The organism is Glycomyces sp. YM15, assembly GCF_016918015.1.
Classification (GTDB): Bacteria; Actinomycetota; Actinomycetes; order Mycobacteriales; family Micromonosporaceae; genus Glycomyces.
Genome location: NZ_JAERMK010000033.1, coordinates 1 through 16,305, shown reverse-complemented (window position 1 = coordinate 16,305; position 16,305 = coordinate 1). Strand labels below are relative to the sequence as shown.

Annotated in this window: 13 protein-coding genes; 9 read left to right on the top strand and 4 right to left on the bottom strand. The window is 71.1% G+C overall.

Going from position 1 to position 16,305, the window contains the following annotated elements:
* Positions 1 to 1,284 (top strand): nucleotide sugar dehydrogenase, encoded by a 1,284-nt coding sequence (locus tag JHY01_RS24175; RefSeq protein WP_374199585.1) that lies wholly within the window; start codon positions 1 to 3, stop codon positions 1,282 to 1,284.
* Positions 1,285 to 1,311: 27 nt separating this feature from the next.
* The gene (locus tag JHY01_RS24170; protein WP_205328277.1) at positions 1,312 to 2,832 is read left to right on the top strand and encodes a glycosyltransferase family 4 protein; all 1,521 of its coding nucleotides are present in this window, start codon (positions 1,312 to 1,314) and stop codon (positions 2,830 to 2,832) included.
* Between the two features lie 142 nt (positions 2,833 to 2,974).
* Here JHY01_RS24170 and JHY01_RS24165 read toward each other — a convergent pair whose 3' ends face one another.
* The 4 genes from JHY01_RS24165 to JHY01_RS24150 all read right to left on the bottom strand — a co-directional run bounded on the left by JHY01_RS24165 (position 2,975) and on the right by JHY01_RS24150 (position 8,312).
* Positions 2,975 to 5,089 (bottom strand): glycosyltransferase family 4 protein, encoded by a 2,115-nt coding sequence (locus tag JHY01_RS24165; RefSeq protein WP_205328276.1) that lies wholly within the window; start codon positions 5,087 to 5,089, stop codon positions 2,975 to 2,977.
* Positions 5,086 to 6,402 carry a glycosyltransferase gene (locus JHY01_RS24160; protein ID WP_374199584.1) on the bottom strand — a complete coding sequence of 439 codons (1,317 nt, stop codon included), beginning with the start codon at positions 6,400 to 6,402 and terminating at the stop codon, positions 5,086 to 5,088. Before JHY01_RS24160 ends, JHY01_RS24165 begins: the two co-directional genes overlap by 4 nt.
* 213 nt (positions 6,403 to 6,615) lie before the next feature.
* Entirely contained in the window at positions 6,616 to 7,701 is a 1,086-nt protein-coding gene (gene wecB / locus JHY01_RS24155; RefSeq protein WP_205328274.1) for a non-hydrolyzing UDP-N-acetylglucosamine 2-epimerase, read from the bottom strand.
* Entirely contained in the window at positions 7,698 to 8,312 is a 615-nt protein-coding gene (locus JHY01_RS24150; RefSeq protein WP_205328273.1) for an acyltransferase, read from the bottom strand. The genes wecB and JHY01_RS24150 overlap by 4 nt, the downstream gene beginning before the upstream one ends.
* Positions 8,313 to 8,540: 228 nt before the next feature.
* Between JHY01_RS24150 and JHY01_RS24145 the strand changes: the two genes are divergently transcribed.
* From JHY01_RS24145 to JHY01_RS24115, 7 genes are all read left to right on the top strand, one after another.
* Positions 8,541 to 10,052, top strand: a complete 1,512-nt coding sequence (locus JHY01_RS24145) for a glycosyltransferase family 4 protein (protein ID WP_205328272.1) — start codon at positions 8,541 to 8,543, stop codon at positions 10,050 to 10,052.
* Positions 10,052 to 11,575 carry a glycosyltransferase family 4 protein gene (locus tag JHY01_RS24140; RefSeq protein WP_205328271.1) on the top strand — a complete coding sequence of 508 codons (1,524 nt, stop codon included), beginning with the start codon at positions 10,052 to 10,054 and terminating at the stop codon, positions 11,573 to 11,575. Before JHY01_RS24145 ends, JHY01_RS24140 begins: the two co-directional genes overlap by 1 nt.
* Entirely contained in the window at positions 11,572 to 12,768 is a 1,197-nt protein-coding gene (locus tag JHY01_RS24135) for a glycosyltransferase (protein WP_205328270.1), read from the top strand. The genes JHY01_RS24140 and JHY01_RS24135 overlap by 4 nt, the downstream gene beginning before the upstream one ends.
* Complete coding sequence (locus JHY01_RS24130) at positions 12,765 to 13,304, top strand: hypothetical protein (RefSeq protein ID WP_205328269.1); 540 nt, start codon at positions 12,765 to 12,767, stop codon at positions 13,302 to 13,304. The genes JHY01_RS24135 and JHY01_RS24130 overlap by 4 nt, the downstream gene beginning before the upstream one ends.
* Positions 13,294 to 14,622, top strand: a complete 1,329-nt coding sequence (locus tag JHY01_RS24125; protein ID WP_205328268.1) for a glycosyltransferase — start codon at positions 13,294 to 13,296, stop codon at positions 14,620 to 14,622. Before JHY01_RS24130 ends, JHY01_RS24125 begins: the two co-directional genes overlap by 11 nt.
* A complete protein-coding gene (locus tag JHY01_RS24120; protein WP_205328267.1) occupies positions 14,619 to 15,254 on the top strand; it encodes a hypothetical protein in 636 nt (211 codons plus the stop codon). The genes JHY01_RS24125 and JHY01_RS24120 overlap by 4 nt, the downstream gene beginning before the upstream one ends.
* Before the next feature lie 628 nt (positions 15,255 to 15,882).
* Positions 15,883 to 16,086: a hypothetical protein gene (locus JHY01_RS24115; protein WP_205328266.1), complete on the top strand. Its 204-nt coding sequence runs from the start codon at positions 15,883 to 15,885 to the stop codon at positions 16,084 to 16,086.
* Positions 16,087 to 16,305: the final 219 nt, after the last annotated feature.

The following is a 16,305-nucleotide window of genomic DNA, read 5'->3' as shown; positions in this document are numbered from 1 at the left end:
ATGCGGATCTGTGTCGTCGCCATGGGCAAGATCGGACTGCCGCTGGCGGTCCAGTTCGCCAGCAAGGGACACCGAGTCACCGGAGCGGACGTCAACGCCCGCACCGTGCAGTCGGTCAACGACGGCGTCGAGCCGTTCCCCGGCGAGCACCGCCTCGCGGAGCTGCTGAAGGAGACGGTGGCCTCCGGGAACCTGAAGGCCACCACCGACACCGCCGCGGCCGTCGCCGACGCCGAGGCCGTGGTCATCGTGGTGCCGCTGTTCGTGGACGCCCAGGGCGTGCCGGACTTCGGGTGGATGGACGCGGCCACGAAGGCCGTCGCGGCCGGGCTGAAGCCGGGCACGCTCGTCTCCTACGAGACCACGCTGCCCGTCGGCACCACCCGCGACCGGTTCGGCCCGATGCTCGAGGCCGGCTCCGGCCTGACCGCGGGCACCGACTTCCACCTCGTGTTCAGCCCCGAGCGGGTCCTGACCGGGCGGGTCTTCTCCGACCTGCGCCGCTACCCGAAGCTCGTCGGCGGCATCGACGAGGCGTCGGCCGCGGCCGGCGTCGCGTTCTACGAGGCCGTGCTCGACTTCGACGAGCGCGAGGACCTGCCGCGCCCCAACGGCGTGTGGGACCTCGGGTCCTCGGAGGCCTCCGAGATGGCGAAGCTCGCCGAGACCACGTACCGGGACGTGAACATCGGCCTCGCGAACCAGTTCGCGCGGTTCGCCGACAAGCAGGGCTTGGACGTCATGAAGGTCATCGAGGCCTGCAACTCCCAGCCGTACAGCCACATCCACCGCCCCGGCATCGCCGTCGGCGGGCACTGCATCCCGATCTACCCGCAGATGTACCTGTGGAACGACCCGGAGGCCACCGTGGTCCGGGCCGCGCGCGAAGCGAACGCCGCCATGCCCTCCTACGCCGTCGACGTGCTCGCCGCCGCCTACGGGGACCTCGCGGGCGCCAATGTGCTCGTGCTCGGCGCGGCCTACCGCGGCGCCGTCAAGGAGACCGCGTTCTCCGGTGTGTTCCCGCTGGTCGAATCGCTCAAGGCCAAGGGCGCCGTGCCGTACGTGTCCGACCCGATGTACACCGCCGAGGAGCTCGAGGCGGAGGGCCTGCCCGCGCACCGCGGCGAGACCGTGACCGCCGCCGTCGTCCAGGCCGACCACGACGAGTACCGTACCCTGTCCCCTGCGGACCTTCCCGAGGTCACGGTGCTGCTCGACGGCCGCCGGATCACCGACCCCGCCGTCTGGGAGGGCCGCGAGCACATCGTGCTCGGCAACTAGGCCGCCCCGGAAGGTAGGACATTCGATATGGAGCCCGCGCAAGGCCCCGCCCGCGTGGTCATGGTGGTCCCCAACCGGATCGACGGGGACTCCCGTGTGCAGAAGGCGGCGGCGTCCATCGCCGCCGCCGGGTGGGAGACGCACCTGATCGGCGTCTCCGTCTCCGGCAAACAGGAGCCGTACGAGCAGGACGGCGCCACCATCCACAAGATCCCGCTGCCGAAGATGGACCCGCCGCGGTCCCTGCGGCGGCACGTGGCGGCCTTTCGCTTCCCCTTCGCCTACAGCGACATCGAACGCGCCAGGCGCCGCGAGCGGCACCTGAAGGCCGCCCGGCTCGAGCTCGCCGCCCTCCGCGGCGGCGGGCCCGTGCGCGGCGGCGTGCGCCTGCCGCTGCTCGTCCACCGGGTCGGCCGCCGACTCGAACGGGCCTGGGTGGGCCGCCGCGTCCGCCAGACCAAGGCCCGCGAGCGGTACCTCGGCGGCGAAGGCCGCCTCGAACGCATCGAGCGGGCCTGGTGGGGCGGCCTCCTCGGCGACCGGGCCTGGCGGCGGCTCGACGTCTCCATGCAGCGCTTCGAACTCGCGTTCCGGCCCGAGATCCTCAGGCTCGAACCGGACCTGCTCCACGCCCACGACGCCTACTCGATCGGCGTGTGCGTGCGCGCCGCCGAGCAGCTGCGGCGCTGGGGCAAGACCGTGAAGGTCGTCTACGACGCCCACGAGTTCGTGCCCGGCCACGAAGGCCTCCCGCCGAACAAGCTCGAGGCGCAGTCCCGCTGGGAACGCCAGTACCTGCCCGGCGCCGACGCGGTCGTCACCGTCTCGCACCCGCTCGCGGCGCTCCTGCGGGAACGCCACGGCCTTGACCGCGAGCCCTCCGTCGTCTACAACGCCCCGCTCGCGCATCCCGCGCCCCGCCCCGACCCGGGGGACCTGCGCACCGACCTCGGACTCGACGACGAGACGCCGCTGGCGGTCTACATCGGCTGGGCCTCGCCCGAACGCCAGCTCGAGGTCATGATCGAAGCGGCCCGCCTCGTGCCCGGCCTCCACGTCGCGTTCATGGTCAGCCGCCACGACACCAACCCCTACGTCAAGCGGCTCGTCGCCCTCGGCGAGGAGCACGGCATCGCCGACCGGCTCCACTTCCGCGGCTACGTCGCCTACGAGGACCTGCCCCGGTTCATCTCGACCGCCGACATGGGCATCCACCCGATGCCGACCGGGTCGGTCAACCACGAGATCGCCCTGCCCAACAAGTTCTTCGAGTACTGCCACGCCCGGCTGCCGCTCATCGTCACCACCGTCAAGACCCTCTCCGAAGAGGTGCGGCGGCTCGGCAACGGCGAGGTCTTCACCTCAGGCGACCCCCGCAGCCTCGCCGACGCGATGCGGCGGATCATCGCCGACAAGGACGGCTACCGCCGCGCCTACAAGGACCCGGCCCTGCTCGAGGAGTACTCGTGGGAGCACCAGGCCCTCGAATACGTGCGCGTCTACGAGCGGCTCATCGGCCCCGCGCCGACCTCCGGACCGTCTGCCTGAGCCGCCGGCGGCTCGCGAGCCGCTGACGAGAAGAGGGGCGGGCCCCCCCGCGGGGGGGGCGGGTCCGCCCCCCCGGGCGCCCCGCGCCCCGCTCCCGCAACCCCCCCCCCCCCGACAGGAGAGGCGCTCTTCTCGTCAGCGGCTACCGTGGTTCGCCGAACAGCAGCTCGTCGAAATCACGGCTGACCACCGACCAGTCCCAAGTGGATATTGCGTGTTCCGCGGCGAGCTTGGCGCTGTTGCGCCAGCCCTCCTCGTCCGCATTGATCCGCATGATGCGCCGCGCCGCAGCCTCGGGCGTGTCTACGACCCAGCTCTCGGGGAAGACCGTGCGGGCGCCGCCGTAGGTGCTGCCCGCGAAGAAGGGCCAGTCCCTGACCACGGGGACCGCGCCGCTGGCGACGCCCTCCATGAGCCCGAGGTGGGCGCTCTCGCGGACCGAGGTGCTGAGAATGAAACCGACGTCGGGGAGCTTGGAGGCGACGTCGCTGGTCGCGCCGAGCCGGACCACAGCGCCCGATTCGACGAGCGGACCGAGCGCCTGCTCCATCTTGTTGCGGTACTTCCTGGTGGCGGGGCTGAAGTCGCGATCCATGTCGGCGCCGATCATGATCAACCGGTATCGGTCGTCGGTCTCGCGAAGCGCACGCAGGACCTCGACGGCCCACAGCGGGTCCTTGACGACCTGGCCGACACCGACGAGGCCGAGGTTGAAGCGGGCCTCCGGGCTCTTCTCGCGGGCGAATGAGCTGAGGTCGACCGCGTTGTACACGACGGGCGTGCGCGGCGCTCCGGGCCCGCGCAGCTGGGGTACGAGTTCGGTCGTGAGGCCCTTCAGGTGCTCGGCGACGAACACGAGGTCGTCGACGCGGGACCAGTCCACGAGGTGCGGCCAGCGGGTGAACGCCTCGTAGCTGTGGAGTCGGACAATGATACGAGTGTCGCCGGGGTCGATCTCGGTGATCATCGCGGGCGGGCCCACGCACCAGTCGACGAACACGGTGTCCGCCCAGTCGAGGTAGGGCCGCATGAGGCCTTCGACCTCGGCGGCGTAACCGGGGTCGCCGCCGAGCCGCTCCTGCATGATCCGCCGGTCGGCCCAAGAAACGCGTTTGAGACCGGTCTGCGTCACGGTGTCCAGGAATCGCACTTCGACGCAGGGGTGAGCCCGGTAGCGCTGCAGGATGTGGGGCAGGAAGTTATCGTTCGCGCTGGTCATCACCAACAGCCGCAGGGGGCGGTGGGCGGGCGGGATGGCGGCGGGCAGACGGCGGCCGCGCGGCGCGGTGACGGTCTGCATGGCCCGGGACTCGTGGAAGGGCTTGATGAACCTGGCGGGGTTCTTGGTCAAAGGGGAGGTGAGGCCGTCGATGTGGGCGACGCGGTGGAAGCTGAGGACCATGGCGCGCTGCAGGTTGCCGGCGGCTTCGAGGTACCGCTCGTCGACTTGGAGCAAGTCCGCGTAGGCGAGCAGTGCCCGGACGGCCTTGTCGGTGTGCTTCGAGACGATGCCGCGCCCGTATTCGATCTGAGCCGCTTCGTAGAGCAGTTCGGCCTTGGTCTTCGGGTCGTCGAGCTTGTCGGCGGTCAGCGCGAGCGCGTAGGCGGCGCCGGTGTGCTTGCCGGCCCAGCGCATGGCCTCCGCGACGCGGCTGCCGGTCGCGAGGCGGAGCTTCGCGGGGACGCCGGGAGCGCGCAGGGGCACGCGCCAGAGCTTGGCGCCCAGGTCGCGGCGCATGATTGGCCGAGCGGTGAGGACGCGAGCGGCGGCGGCGGGCAGGCGTTTCACGGCTCGGCCGAAGTCCCGCGCGATGAGTGAGGGCGGCAGGGTCGTGCGGGGCGCGGGGACCTTGTCGAGCTTCGTGAGCTCGCGGACCGCGCTGATCGCGGGAGCGAAGCCGTTGACGGCTTTGGCCGTGCGGTTGCGTTGTGCCAGTTGCCAGACGGTGTAGATGGCGCCTTCGTCTACGGCGACGATCACGTGGGCGGCCCGGGCCTTGGCGCGCAGCCATTTGTCGGTGCGGCAGCGAGTCCAGACGCGCTCGCCGAATCTGAGATCGACGGCGCGGCGCAGGTTGGAGCGGGGGAGTCCGTGGATCTCGGCGAGGCCGATGCCTCCGAGCTGGTCCTCGAGTTCCGGCTCCGGGAAGCAGGCCCCGTAGGCGACCCGCGCGCCGTCGACGACGAGCGTCGGGACCGTCTCGGCGATCGCGCTCACAGGGAGCGTATTGCTGCTGATGAACAGTACGTCGATCATTGCCCGCGGCCTTTCCCGGTCTGCATCTCGTTGACTAGGTTCTTGACGGCCGCGGACATGATGATCTCACGTGTGAACTGGTCGGCGTGGGCCATTGCCGTGGCGTGCTGCTCGTCGGTGGACTCGACGGCCAGGTGCGCCGCCTCTATGAAGGCCTCGGCGATCGCCTCGGCGTCGATGCCTCTCGCCCCCGTCCACAGAGGGTGTCCGTTGAGGACGTTCGAGGCGTCATGGTCGATGGCGTGCGCGGAGACGATCGGCAGACCGGTCGCCATGTACTCGTAGACCTTTCCGGATGTCACGTAACGGCCGCCGATGAGGATGAGCACCAGTGCGTCCCACCGGGCGTAGGCGGCGGCGACCTCGGCCTTGGCGACGGGGCCGCCGTAGGAGACGCCGTCGGCCTCGGCGGCGCGCAGGAGGTCGGCTTGGAGGTTGGCGCCGCGGCGGGCGCCATGGCCGTTGTGGCCGCGCACCTCGAAGCGGGCGTTGGCGAGCAGCGGTTCCCGCTTGCGGGCGGCCCGCCAGGCGTCGAGGACCGCTTTGAGGTGCTCAGGGCCGAAATTCACGGTGCCGAGGTAGCCGAAGACAAGGCCCGACGCCGGGTCGGCACGGTGCGCGCGGCCGGGGGAGCTGTCGGCGTCGTATCCGTTGCGCACCACGTGGATGCGCTCGGCGAGCTGTGGGTAGCGTTTGCGGTAGTGCTCGGCGATCGGGTCGTTGACGACCCACAGGGAGCGAGCGGACCCGAGGACTCTCGCCTCCCAGCGGCCCTCGTCGGTATTGGGGCCGAAGGCCACGTGGCCGTCGACCACGTCGATCGACCAGCCGTCGCGGAAGTCGATGGCGTAGGGGACCCGGGCCTCTTCCCACAGCTTCCAAGCGGCGGCGAGGTTCGTGTACGGCACGCAGGTGGCGAGCAGCAGGTCGGCCGGTTTGTCCTGGTGAATGCGAAGGACGGCGTCTTCGATGGCGCCGCGCCAGTCGCCGAAGGTCGCCTCCGGAAAGACCGCCTGCTGGCGTTCGCGCAGCCGCTTGATCCAGGCGCCGGGAGAGATCGCCCGGTCTTCGCTGTACCGGCGGATGTCGGTCTCGAGGTCTTCGCGGCGGAGCGGAAGCTTGACCAGCGCCACCCGCGGGTCGACCTGCTCGGAGAGGGTGTGATCGATGCCGGATTCGAGTTCCCAGGACTCGTCCTCGATCGTCACGACCGTGACGTCCCAACCATGGGCGGTGAACTGGTTGGCGGTCTCGCGCATGCGGTACGCGCAGCTCTTCGCGGCGGGAGGGAATCCGATCGCGAGGTAGATCAGGTGGGGGCGCTGCCCGTCGCGCCCGGGTCCGGCGGCACTGTCGGGAGAGGCGCTGTCGGGACGAGGAGCCCCGGCCGATGAGAACGCTGACATGATAGTGGACGTTAGCACGGAGCTCAAGGGCCCCGGGCTGTCCGGATCAAGAATGTGGGGTGAACTCGCAGTGCGCCGGCCGCCGGGTGGACACCCGGCGGCCGGCGCGGCCGTCTCCGGCTAGTCGAGGTGCTCTTCCAGGGCCTTCACGACGGCGGCGCCGGCGCGGCCGTCGCCGTACGGGGCGTCGAGCGCGGCCTCGGGGGCCGGTCGGGTCGCGGTCGCGTGCCACTCCTCGAGCGGGAGCCGGTCGGGCCGGGGCACGAGGACGTTCCATCCGCCTTCGAGGGTCTCGACCCATTCGGTCTCGGTTCGCAGCGTGGTGCAGGCGCGCCCGAGGAGGTACGCCTCCTTCTGGAGGCCGCCGGAGTCGGTGACGACGCCGGAGGAGGCGAGGACGGCCGCGACGAGCCGACGGTACGGCAGGGGCTTGCCCGCGTGCAGGTTGCCCTGGGTGAGCTTGAGGCCGTACTGGTCGGCCTTGGCCTGGAGACGCGGGTGGGCCAGGAGCGCGACCGGGATCGGCAGGCCAGCGAGCGACTCGATGAGCGCGGCCAGCAGCTCGGGGTCGTCGGTGTTCTCGGCGCGGTGCAGCGTCGAGACGAGGAAGGGCTGCGCAGGGTCGATCCCGGCGGGCAGCTCCGGGCCCTCGCCCGCGGCGAGCACGGCGTCGCGGGTGTGGAAGCAGACGTCGACCATGACGTCGCCCACGTTCACGGCTCGGTCGCCGAGGCCTTCGTTGCGGAGGTGCCGCACGGCCTCGTCGGTGGGGGCGAGGAGCAGGTCGGCGCAGTGGTCGGTGAGGACGCGGTTGTGCTCCTCGGGCATGCGCCGGTTGAAGGAGCGCAGACCGGCCTCGAGATGCGCGACCGGCAGGTGCTGCTTGACCGCGGAGAGGGCGCCGGCGATGGTGGAGTTGGTGTCGCCGTAGACGAGCACCCAGTCGGGCTGCTCGGCCTCGAGGATCGGGTCGATCGCGGCGAGCATCGCACCGGTCTGGGCGCCGTGGCTGCCCGAGCCGATGCCGAGGTGGAAGTCGGGTTCGGGGATGCCGAACTCGGTGAAGAACACGTCCGAGAGCTCGGGGTCGTAGTGCTGCCCGGTGTGGACCACGACGTGCCGGTGCTCGGTGCCCGCGAAGGCCTTCGCGACCGCGCCGAGCTTCACGAGCTGGGGGCGGGCCCCGACGATGCTGACGACCTTCACGCTTGCTGCTCCTTCTGCTCTGCAATGGGGGAGAGGACGCCGTCCTGCTCCGCGTACCGCTCTCCAGTCTGGGGGCAGCGCCACTCGCCGTCGCCGTCGGCCTCGAGGCGCTCGCCCGCGCGGCCGACCCAGCCGGCGAACCGGGCGGGCACGCCCATGACGAGCGCGTAGTCCGGGACGTCCTTGGTGACGACGGCGCCCGCGGCGACCATCGCCCAGCGGCCGATGCGGATCGGGGCGACGCAGACGGCGCGGGCGCCGATCGAGGCGCCCTCGGCGACGTCGACGCCCACGGCCTCCCAGTCATGGGCGCGCTTGGCCTTCCCGTCGGGGGCGACCGCGCGCGGGTTGTGGTCGTTGGTGAACACGGCGGCCGGGCCGACGAACACGCCGTCGGCGAGGGTCGCGGGCTCGTACACGAGCGCGTAGTTCTGGATCTTGACGTTGTCGCCGATGCGCACGCCGGTGCCGATGTAGGCGCCGCGGCCGATCACGCAGTCGGTGCCGAGGCTGGCGTGCTCGCGGATCTGGGCGAGCTCCCAGATCGATGAGCCGTCGCCGACCGCGGCGGTCTCGTGCACCTGTGCGCTTTCCTGAACCCTGTAAGGCATTCGCTGCTTTCAATGTATTCGTGGCATTCGCCGAGATCGGTCTGCTTCTGGACGAGTATACGGAGAGGCGCTGCGATCCGACCTCATCGGAAGCAAGCGAACGTCATATTGCGCAGGTCAGTCGCCTTTTCTAACTGCGAGACAACGAAAGGTGAACGAACCTGTTTCGTACGATCTGTCGTTGTACGGGGGTCGGAGTTCGTCCGGCCACGACCATTCGGAGGAACCATGGGCAGGCGCATCGTGATGCTGGTGCAGAACGGCGTCACCGGCGATTCCCGCGTACAGAAGGAGGCCGCCTCCGCCGCCGCCGCGGGCTGGGAGGTGATCCTCTTGGGGCGCAGCGAGAAACGTGCCGAGGAATGGGACCTCGGCGGGGCCCGTGTGCGGCTCGTGCCCACCGGGCGCGACTTCGACCTGCGCCGCCACGAGGTGCGCCGCCCCTGGCTGCGCAGCCCCCTCGCCTACCCGCCCGGCCCGCTCGAGACCTACCGGCGCAAGCAGGTGCAGGCCTGGAAGGCCGACCTCGCGTACACGAAGGCCCGGCTCGCGGTCTGCGGCGGCGGGCCCGGCCCGCGCCTCGCGCTCGGCGCCCGCACCCTCGCCGTGAACGCCGCGGCCTGCTGGATCCGGGCCCGCACCCGCCTGAGCCGGCGCGTGCGCGAGCGCCGCGCGGCGGCCGCCTCCCCGGTCGACCGCGCCGCGGGCCGCTTCTGGGCCGCCCTGCTCGGCGACCGCGCCTGGCGGCGGCTCGACCCGGCCCTGTGGGACCTCGAGCTCGCGTTCGGTCCGGTCATCGACGAGCTCGAGCCGGATCTGATCCACGCCAACGACTTCCAGATGCTCGGAGTGGGCGCCCGAGCGAAGCTCCGGGCCCAGGCCGCCGGGCGCGACGTGAAGCTGGTGTGGGACGCGCACGAGTTCCTGCCCGGCATGAAGCCCTGGAAGCCGCACCCGTGGTGGCCCGCCGCGCAGCTCGGTTTCGAGCGCGAGCACGCCCCGTTCGCCGACGCGGTGGTCACCGTCTCCGAACCCCTCGCCGATCTCCTCATCGCGGAGCACGGGCTCCCACGGCGCCCCGCCGTCGTCATGAACACGCCCGAGCAGCGTCACGGCGACGGGGACGAGGTGCCGGACCTGCGCGAGCTCTGCGGGATCGACAAGGACACGCCGCTGATGATCTACAGCGGGGTGCCGTTGGAGCAGCGCGGCATCCACATCATGGTCGAGGCGCTGCCGTCGCTGCCGGAGGTGCACACGGCGCTCGTGGTGTCGAAACCGCATTGGGCGTATGTGCGGCGCATGGCCGCTCGCGCCGAAGAGCTCGGCGTCGCCGACCGCGTCCACATCCTTCCGCACGTTCCGCACCATCAGGTCGTGCGGTTCATCGCCGCGGCCGACATCGGCGTCAGCCCCAACCACCACCATCAGAATCATGAGATCTCCTTGAACACCAAGTTCTTCGACTACTCGCACGCGCGGCTGCCCATGGTCGTGTCCGACGTGAAGACCATCGCCGAGGAGGTGCGCCGCACCGGTCAGGGCGAGGTCTTCCGCGCCGGCGACACGGAGGACTTCGCGCGCGCCGTGAAGCTCGTGCTCGCCGATCCCGAGCGCTACCGCGGGGCCTACCTCGACCGGGTGCCGCTCGAGGAGTGGACCTGGCGGCGCCAGGCCGAGCACCTCACCGGCGTCTACGAGCAGCTCATCGGCACCCCCGAACTGGGCAGGGCCGCGTGATGGCCGGGGAACCCCAGGCGTTCCGGGCGACCCGGCCCGGCCGGGTGGTCATGGTGGTCGCCAATCGCATCGACGGCGATTCGCGGGTGCAGAAGTCCGCGCAGTCCATGGCGGAGGAAGGTTGGGAGGTCCACCTCGTCGGCCTCTCCGTCGCCCGCAAACCCGAGCACTACCGGCACGGCGACGTCGAGTACCACAAGATCCCGGTCCCGAAGATGGACCCGCCCCGCACCCTGCGCTGGCGCGCCGCCGCCCTCAAGTACCCGCTGGCGTACCGCGACTCGGTCCGCGCCGGGCACGGCGTGCAGCGGATCAAGGCCGAGCGCATCGAGGTCGAGGCGATGGGCGCCGAGCGCGGCCGCGACGGCCTGCTCCGGATGCCGCGGGTCGTGCGGCGCGCGGGCCGGAAGGCCCAGCGGGTGTGGATCGGCCGCCGCATCGATCAGACCAAGGCGCGCGACCGGTACCTCGCGCGTGAGAACGGGTTCCTGGACCGGGTTTCACGCCGCTGGTGGACGCTGCTGCTGGGGGACCGGGTGTGGCGGCGGCTCGACAATGACGCGGTGCGCATCGAGCTGGCGTTGCGTCCTGAGATCCTCAGGCTCGAACCGGATCTGCTGCACGCGCACGACATGTACCCGATCGGGTTCTGCGCCCGCGCCGCCGCGACGCTGCGCCGCCGCGGCAAATCGGTGAAGCTGCTGTACGACGCGCACGAATTCGTGCCCGGCTGCGACACCCTGCCTGCCGACCGCTTCGAGTCCCTGGTCCGCTACGAGCGGCGGTATCTGCCGTACGCGGACGCGATCGTCACGGTCTCGGCGCCGCTCGCGGATCTGCTGCGGGAACATCACGGGCTCGACCGCACGCCCGCGGTGGTGCTCAACGCGCCGCTCACGCCCGATCCGGGCCGTCCCGACCCGGGCGACGTGCGCAGCGCGTGCGGGCTCGGCGCGGACACGCCGCTGGCGGTCTACTCGGGTTGGGCCGCACCGGAGCGGAAGATCGAGATGATCATCGAGGCGGCCCGACAGGTGCCGGAGCTGCATGTCGCGTTCCTCGTCAACCGGCCGAACCACCCGTACGTGCAGTCGCTGGTCGCTCTGGGCGAGCGGTACGGGATGGCGGAGCGGCTGCACTTCCGCGGCTATGTCGACTACGCGGACCTGCCGCGGTTCCTCTCCACCGCGACGATGGGCATCCACCCCATGCAGACCGGGCCGATCAACCACGAGATCGCGTTGCCGAACAAGTTCTTCGAGTACAGCCACGCGCACCTGCCGCTCATCGTCTCGGACGTGAAGACCCTCTCCGAGGAGGTGCGGCGCATCGGCAACGGGGAGGTGTTCACCTCGGGGGACGTCGGCAGCCTCGTGACCGCGATCGACAAGGTCATCGCCGACCCCGAGTCCTACCGGGCCGCCTACCGCGACCCCGCGACACTCGCGGAGTACACGTGGGAGCGCCAGGTGCACGAATATGTCGCGCTGTACGAAGAACTCACGAAGGAGCTGCCGCGGTGAACGCCCGGAGACACGTCGCCGTGGTGACCCCCTGGTACCCGGACGCGCAGCGCCCCTACCGGGGTTCGTTCGTGCAGGCGATGATCGAGGCCGTCGCCCCGGGACTGGACCAGATCGACGTCTACCACCTGGACGGCTGGGCCGTGACCCGCGAGCCCGCGAAGCTCGAGCGGGTCCGCGAGCTCCAGCGCCGGCTGCTGCCGCGCGCCCTCGCCCCGGCGCCCGCCGTCGCCGGAGCGAGACTCTACCGGCTTCCGGCGGTGATCGAACGCAGCCGCGAGCACGCCGTGCACGCCCGGAGGTACGCCGAATGGCTCGGTGTCGCCTTGGGCGGCAAGCCGATCGAAGCGGACCTGATCCACGCGCACGTGCCGATGTACGGCGGGTACGCGGCGCTGGAGAACGCCCGGCCCGGTGCGCGCGTCTACCTCACCGAGCACTCGTCGTTCCTCGAGGACCTGCTGGCCCAGCCGGACGCGCGGGCGCTCTACGACGAGATCCTCGACCGCTGCGCCGGGCTCTTCGTCGTCGGCGAGCCGCTGCACCGGCTCATCGAGGAGGTCTTCCCGCACCACGTGGGGAAACTCGCGTACATCGCCAACCCGATCGACTTCGCCGTCCAGCGGCCCGAACCGCCGATGGCGCTGCGGCGCTGGCTGTCCGTGGCCGGGCTCATCGAACGCAAGCGCATCGACTACCTGCTGCGGGCCTTCGCCGACTGCCGCGCGGAGGACCCGGGCCTGACGCTCACGCTCGCGGGCGAGGGCGAGCTGCGCCGCAAGCTCCTCGCGCTCGCCGGCGAACTGGGGGTCGAGGACGCGGTGGACTTCATCGGCGCGGTCGAACCGGGCGACATCCCGGGCCTCATGGCCGACCACGACCTGCTGGTGCACACCAGCCGGCACGAGACGTTCGGCGTGGTCGTGGTCGAGGCGCTCGCGGCAGGGACCCCGGTCCTGGTGACCCGCTCCGGCGGTTCGGACCAGGTGCTGGAGGACATCGACGACGACGCCGGGCAGCTCGTCGACGTCGTCGACGACCCGTCGGCGTTCGCCGACGCCTACCGTTCCCTGCGCGACCGCTACCCCGGCAAGACCGACCTCCCGCGAGCGCGGGACCACTTGCGCGCCAAATACTCCTACGACGCCGTAGGCGCCCACCACCACCGGATCTGGTTCGGAGACCCATCGTGAACCTGCTGTTCCTCGCGCCGCAGGCCGCCCGCAAGCGGGCCGTCGCGGTCGAGACCCGCCGCGCCCTCGACGACGGCCACCGCGTGGTCCTCATCGCCGAAGCCGGCGTCAACCGCGAAGGCTGGGACCTCGACCCCCGGGTCGACGTCGAATGGCTGCAGGCCAACGCCATCGACGCCGGCGAGCCTCGGGCGACCGCGATCTTCGCCCGGAGGCTACCGCTCGGCCTGCTGCGCCGCGTCGGCCGCGGCCCGCTCCGCGGCCCCGCGGACAAGGCCGCCCGCCGCTGGAAGCGGAAGGTGACGGGCCCGCTCGACGCGAACCGCAGACGCGCGACCGAGGCGATGCGCGAGCGCCACCGCCTCGAACGGGTCCACGCCCGTGTCCAAGCGGTGCAACCAGACTGGCTCGTCCTCTGCGAATCGTCCGCCATCGAACTCGCCGCCGAGTTCGTTCCCGAACTGCTCGACGCGCACCCCGAGACGCGCACGACCTTCGCGTACGAGCCGTTCCCCGGAGGCGACCGTGACCGCTGACCGGCCGCGGCTGCTGTACCTGGCGTTCTACTTCCCGCCCTCGCGCGCCAGCGGCGTCTACCGGGCCCGCGCCACCGCCAACTACTTCGCCGAGGCGGGCTGGGACGTCACCGTCGCGCGCGTCCCGCAATGGTTCCTCACCGACGTCGTGGGCTCCACCGACGACGGCCTGCTCACCACGGTCGATCCGCGCATCGCCACCGTCAGCCCCGAGCTCGACGACTTCATGTGGGAGACCGATGTGCGCGCGTTCGGGCCCTTCCGCGGGAACTTCCCGTTCCTGGCCGCCCGCTGGCACAAGTGGAAGCAGCGCTTCAAGTTCCCCGACCGGTACGCGTCCTGGGGCGAGTCCGCGGTCGAGGAGGGCCTGCGCCTCCACGCCGAGAACCCCTTCGACCTGGTGATCGCCACCGGCAACCCGTTCTCGGCCTTCGGCGCCGCCTACGAGCTCGGCAGGCGCACGGGCCTGCCGTACATCGTCGACTACCGCGACTCCTGGACACTTGACCTGTTCACGAACGAGGATGCGTTCCCCAAGGGCGACAAGGCGTGGCAGTGGGAGAAGCGGATCCTCGAGAACGCGGCGGAGGCGCTGTTCGTGAACGAGGCCCTCCGCGGGTGGCACGCCGACCGGTACCCGCGGGCGGCCGAGCGGATGCACGTGATGCTCAACGGCTGGGACCCCGACGTCCTCCCCGAGATCCCCGATGCGACGGCGGACGAGAACCGCCCCCTCTCCTACTCCTACATCGGCACCCTGACGGCCAACCAGCCCGTCGACGCGCTCTTCGCGGGATTCCGGGCCATGACCGACCTGGGCGCACACCCCGGTGCCACCCTCGACCTGTACGGCCACCTCGGGTTCTTCGCGAAGTACGAGTCGCGGATGCGCAGCGACATCGGCCTCGACGACGACTACGACCGCATCCGTCACCACGGCCCCGTCTCCAAGGCCGAGATCGGCCGGGCCTACGCGGCGAGCGACGTGCTCGTCTTCCTCGTCGGCGGCTCCAAATACGTGACCTCCGGGAAGATCTTCGAATACATGGCCACCGGACGCCCCATCGTCTCCGTGCACGAGAGCGGCTCCGCCGCTGAGGAACTCCTCCACGACTACCCGCTCTGGTTCAACCCCGGCGGCCTCGAGCCGGGCGCGGTCGCCGCCGCCATGGCCGAAGCGGGCGACGCCGCCCGCAAGGCCGACCCGGACCTGGCCGAGCGCGCCCGCGCCTACGCGGCGGGCTTCACCAGGTACCGCGCGATCGAGGCGTTCGAGCGGCGCGCCCGCGCCATCGCCGAGAACGGGGGCCCGCGATGAGCGCCGCGACCGACCTGCAGCCGCTGCCCGAACGCGTCGTGATCCTCCTCTTCGGCAACGGCGCCGTCAAGCGCGCCAACGACTACGCCTACCAGATGGCCCGCCGCGGCGTGCGCGTCCAGGCGGTCGTCGCGGACGGCCAGGGCTGGCGCCGCGCGCCGTCCCTCCACCCGAGCGTCGAGGTCTACTCGCTCGCGGGACCCGAGAACCGCCAGCCGCTCCTGTGGCTCTACGAGACGGTCGTCGAACGCGCCCCGGCCGCGGTGCTGCGCCGCCTCGACGGGAAGGTCCCCGGCGCCGGGTTCGCCCGCCGCGCCCACCGCAAGATCGCGGGCTTCTGCCGCCGCAACCTCTTCTGGAAGGTCTACCGGCCCGTCCGCCACCAGGCGCTCCGCGCGATCGCCCTGCGTCGGATGGGACGCCTCGACATCGGCGCCGCCGACCACGTCGTCTGCCCCGACCCGGCCGCCGTCCCGCTCGCCTGGTCGATCGCCAAACGCCACCCGCACCCGTTCGTCACCCGCGCCCTCCACTACGGCCCCTACAAGGCCCACCCCGTCCTCGAACCGCTCGAACCCTGGGACACCGACCTCCACGGCAAGGAGGACCGCCCGCCGTACCTGCCCCTGTGAGGCGACCGCCCCGGAAACGCTTAGCGAGTGTTTGGTCCTGATTCGGTGAATCGGGGGACGGGTGAGTCGCGCGTGAGGCTCGCTCGTTTTCCTTGATATGGCGGGTGAAACACCTGCGTATCCCAGCGATCTGATTGAGCCTTCTTCGCATGCCGCTCGACCCTGGTCGCCGACCGGGTCGGGGTGCTCGCTCAGACATGGTTCTTGCAGCCGGGACGGCGGCCTGCGCGGGCGATGGCAGCGGGAGTGAATCCGGGGTGCGATCTGTCGTGAGGGGTGGTTGCCGGTCGCGGTCAAAGCAGTCAACGACAAGACGGCGGGGGAGTGGATCCGGGGTGTGATGCCGCCGTGCGGGCTGGTTGCCGGTTGCGGTCAATGCGATCAGCGACCGAACGGCGAGGATGAGGTCTGGGGTGCGATGCCGCCGTGCGGGCTGGCTGTCGGTCGCGGTCAAAGCGATCAGCGACTGCGAGGTGGGCGAGATTCGGATGTGTTGCCGTCATTGAGGCGGGATTCGGGACCCGGGCCGATCGTTGCCATCGGCCGAACTCGCCGAGTCCGGCCCGACGTCGCAGCGATCGGGTGGTCGGCGACGAGGGAGCCGGCAGTCGACGGGATCGGCCCGGACATGCTCGTGCTCGTGCTCGTGCTCATGTGCATGGTCGTGGTCCTCATGCGCCTGGTCGCCTCCTTCCCGGTGCTCTACTTGCTTCCCTCGCTGGCCCTGCTGGCCCTGCTGGTCTTGCTTCGGCTTCCGGTTCCGGCCCTTCGGCTTTCGCCTGGCCGCGCGCCGTCCCTGCCAGGGGCGGATGTGGTTGCCTGCCGTCCCTGAGGGAGTGGTGCGGCCTCCCGGTGGATGCCGGGTGGTTGCCGGTGGCGGGTTCGCCTCCCGAGGATCGCTTGCCGTTCCTCGGGGTCCGTCCCGCAGTCGCGCGGGCTTGCGGGCGCGGCGCTGCCGGGACGGGGTGGTGCTCGCCATGGACGTGCTTGCGGTGTCGCCGTACCGAGTCCTCTATTCGCTCGGTGTGGCCTCACCGCTGACGCTGACGGG

Excerpts from the sequence above, each read along its gene's own strand:
- JHY01_RS24120 (WP_205328267.1), top strand. The coding sequence starts at position 14,619 with ATGAGCGCCGCGACCGACCTGCAGCCGCTGCCCGAACGCGTCGTGATC.
- JHY01_RS24145 (WP_205328272.1), top strand. The coding sequence starts at position 8,541 with ATGGGCAGGCGCATCGTGATGCTGGTGCAGAACGGCGTCACCGGCGAT.
- JHY01_RS24140 (WP_205328271.1), top strand. The coding sequence starts at position 10,052 with ATGGCCGGGGAACCCCAGGCGTTCCGGGCGACCCGGCCCGGCCGGGTG.
- JHY01_RS24115 (WP_205328266.1), top strand. The coding sequence starts at position 15,883 with ATGCTCGTGCTCGTGCTCGTGCTCATGTGCATGGTCGTGGTCCTCATG.
- JHY01_RS24165 (WP_205328276.1), bottom strand. The coding sequence starts at position 5,089 with ATGATCGACGTACTGTTCATCAGCAGCAATACGCTCCCTGTGAGCGCG.
- JHY01_RS24150 (WP_205328273.1), bottom strand. The coding sequence starts at position 8,312 with ATGCCTTACAGGGTTCAGGAAAGCGCACAGGTGCACGAGACCGCCGCG.
- JHY01_RS24175 (WP_374199585.1), top strand. The coding sequence starts at position 1 with ATGCGGATCTGTGTCGTCGCCATGGGCAAGATCGGACTGCCGCTGGCG.
- JHY01_RS24170 (WP_205328277.1), top strand. The coding sequence starts at position 1,312 with ATGGAGCCCGCGCAAGGCCCCGCCCGCGTGGTCATGGTGGTCCCCAAC.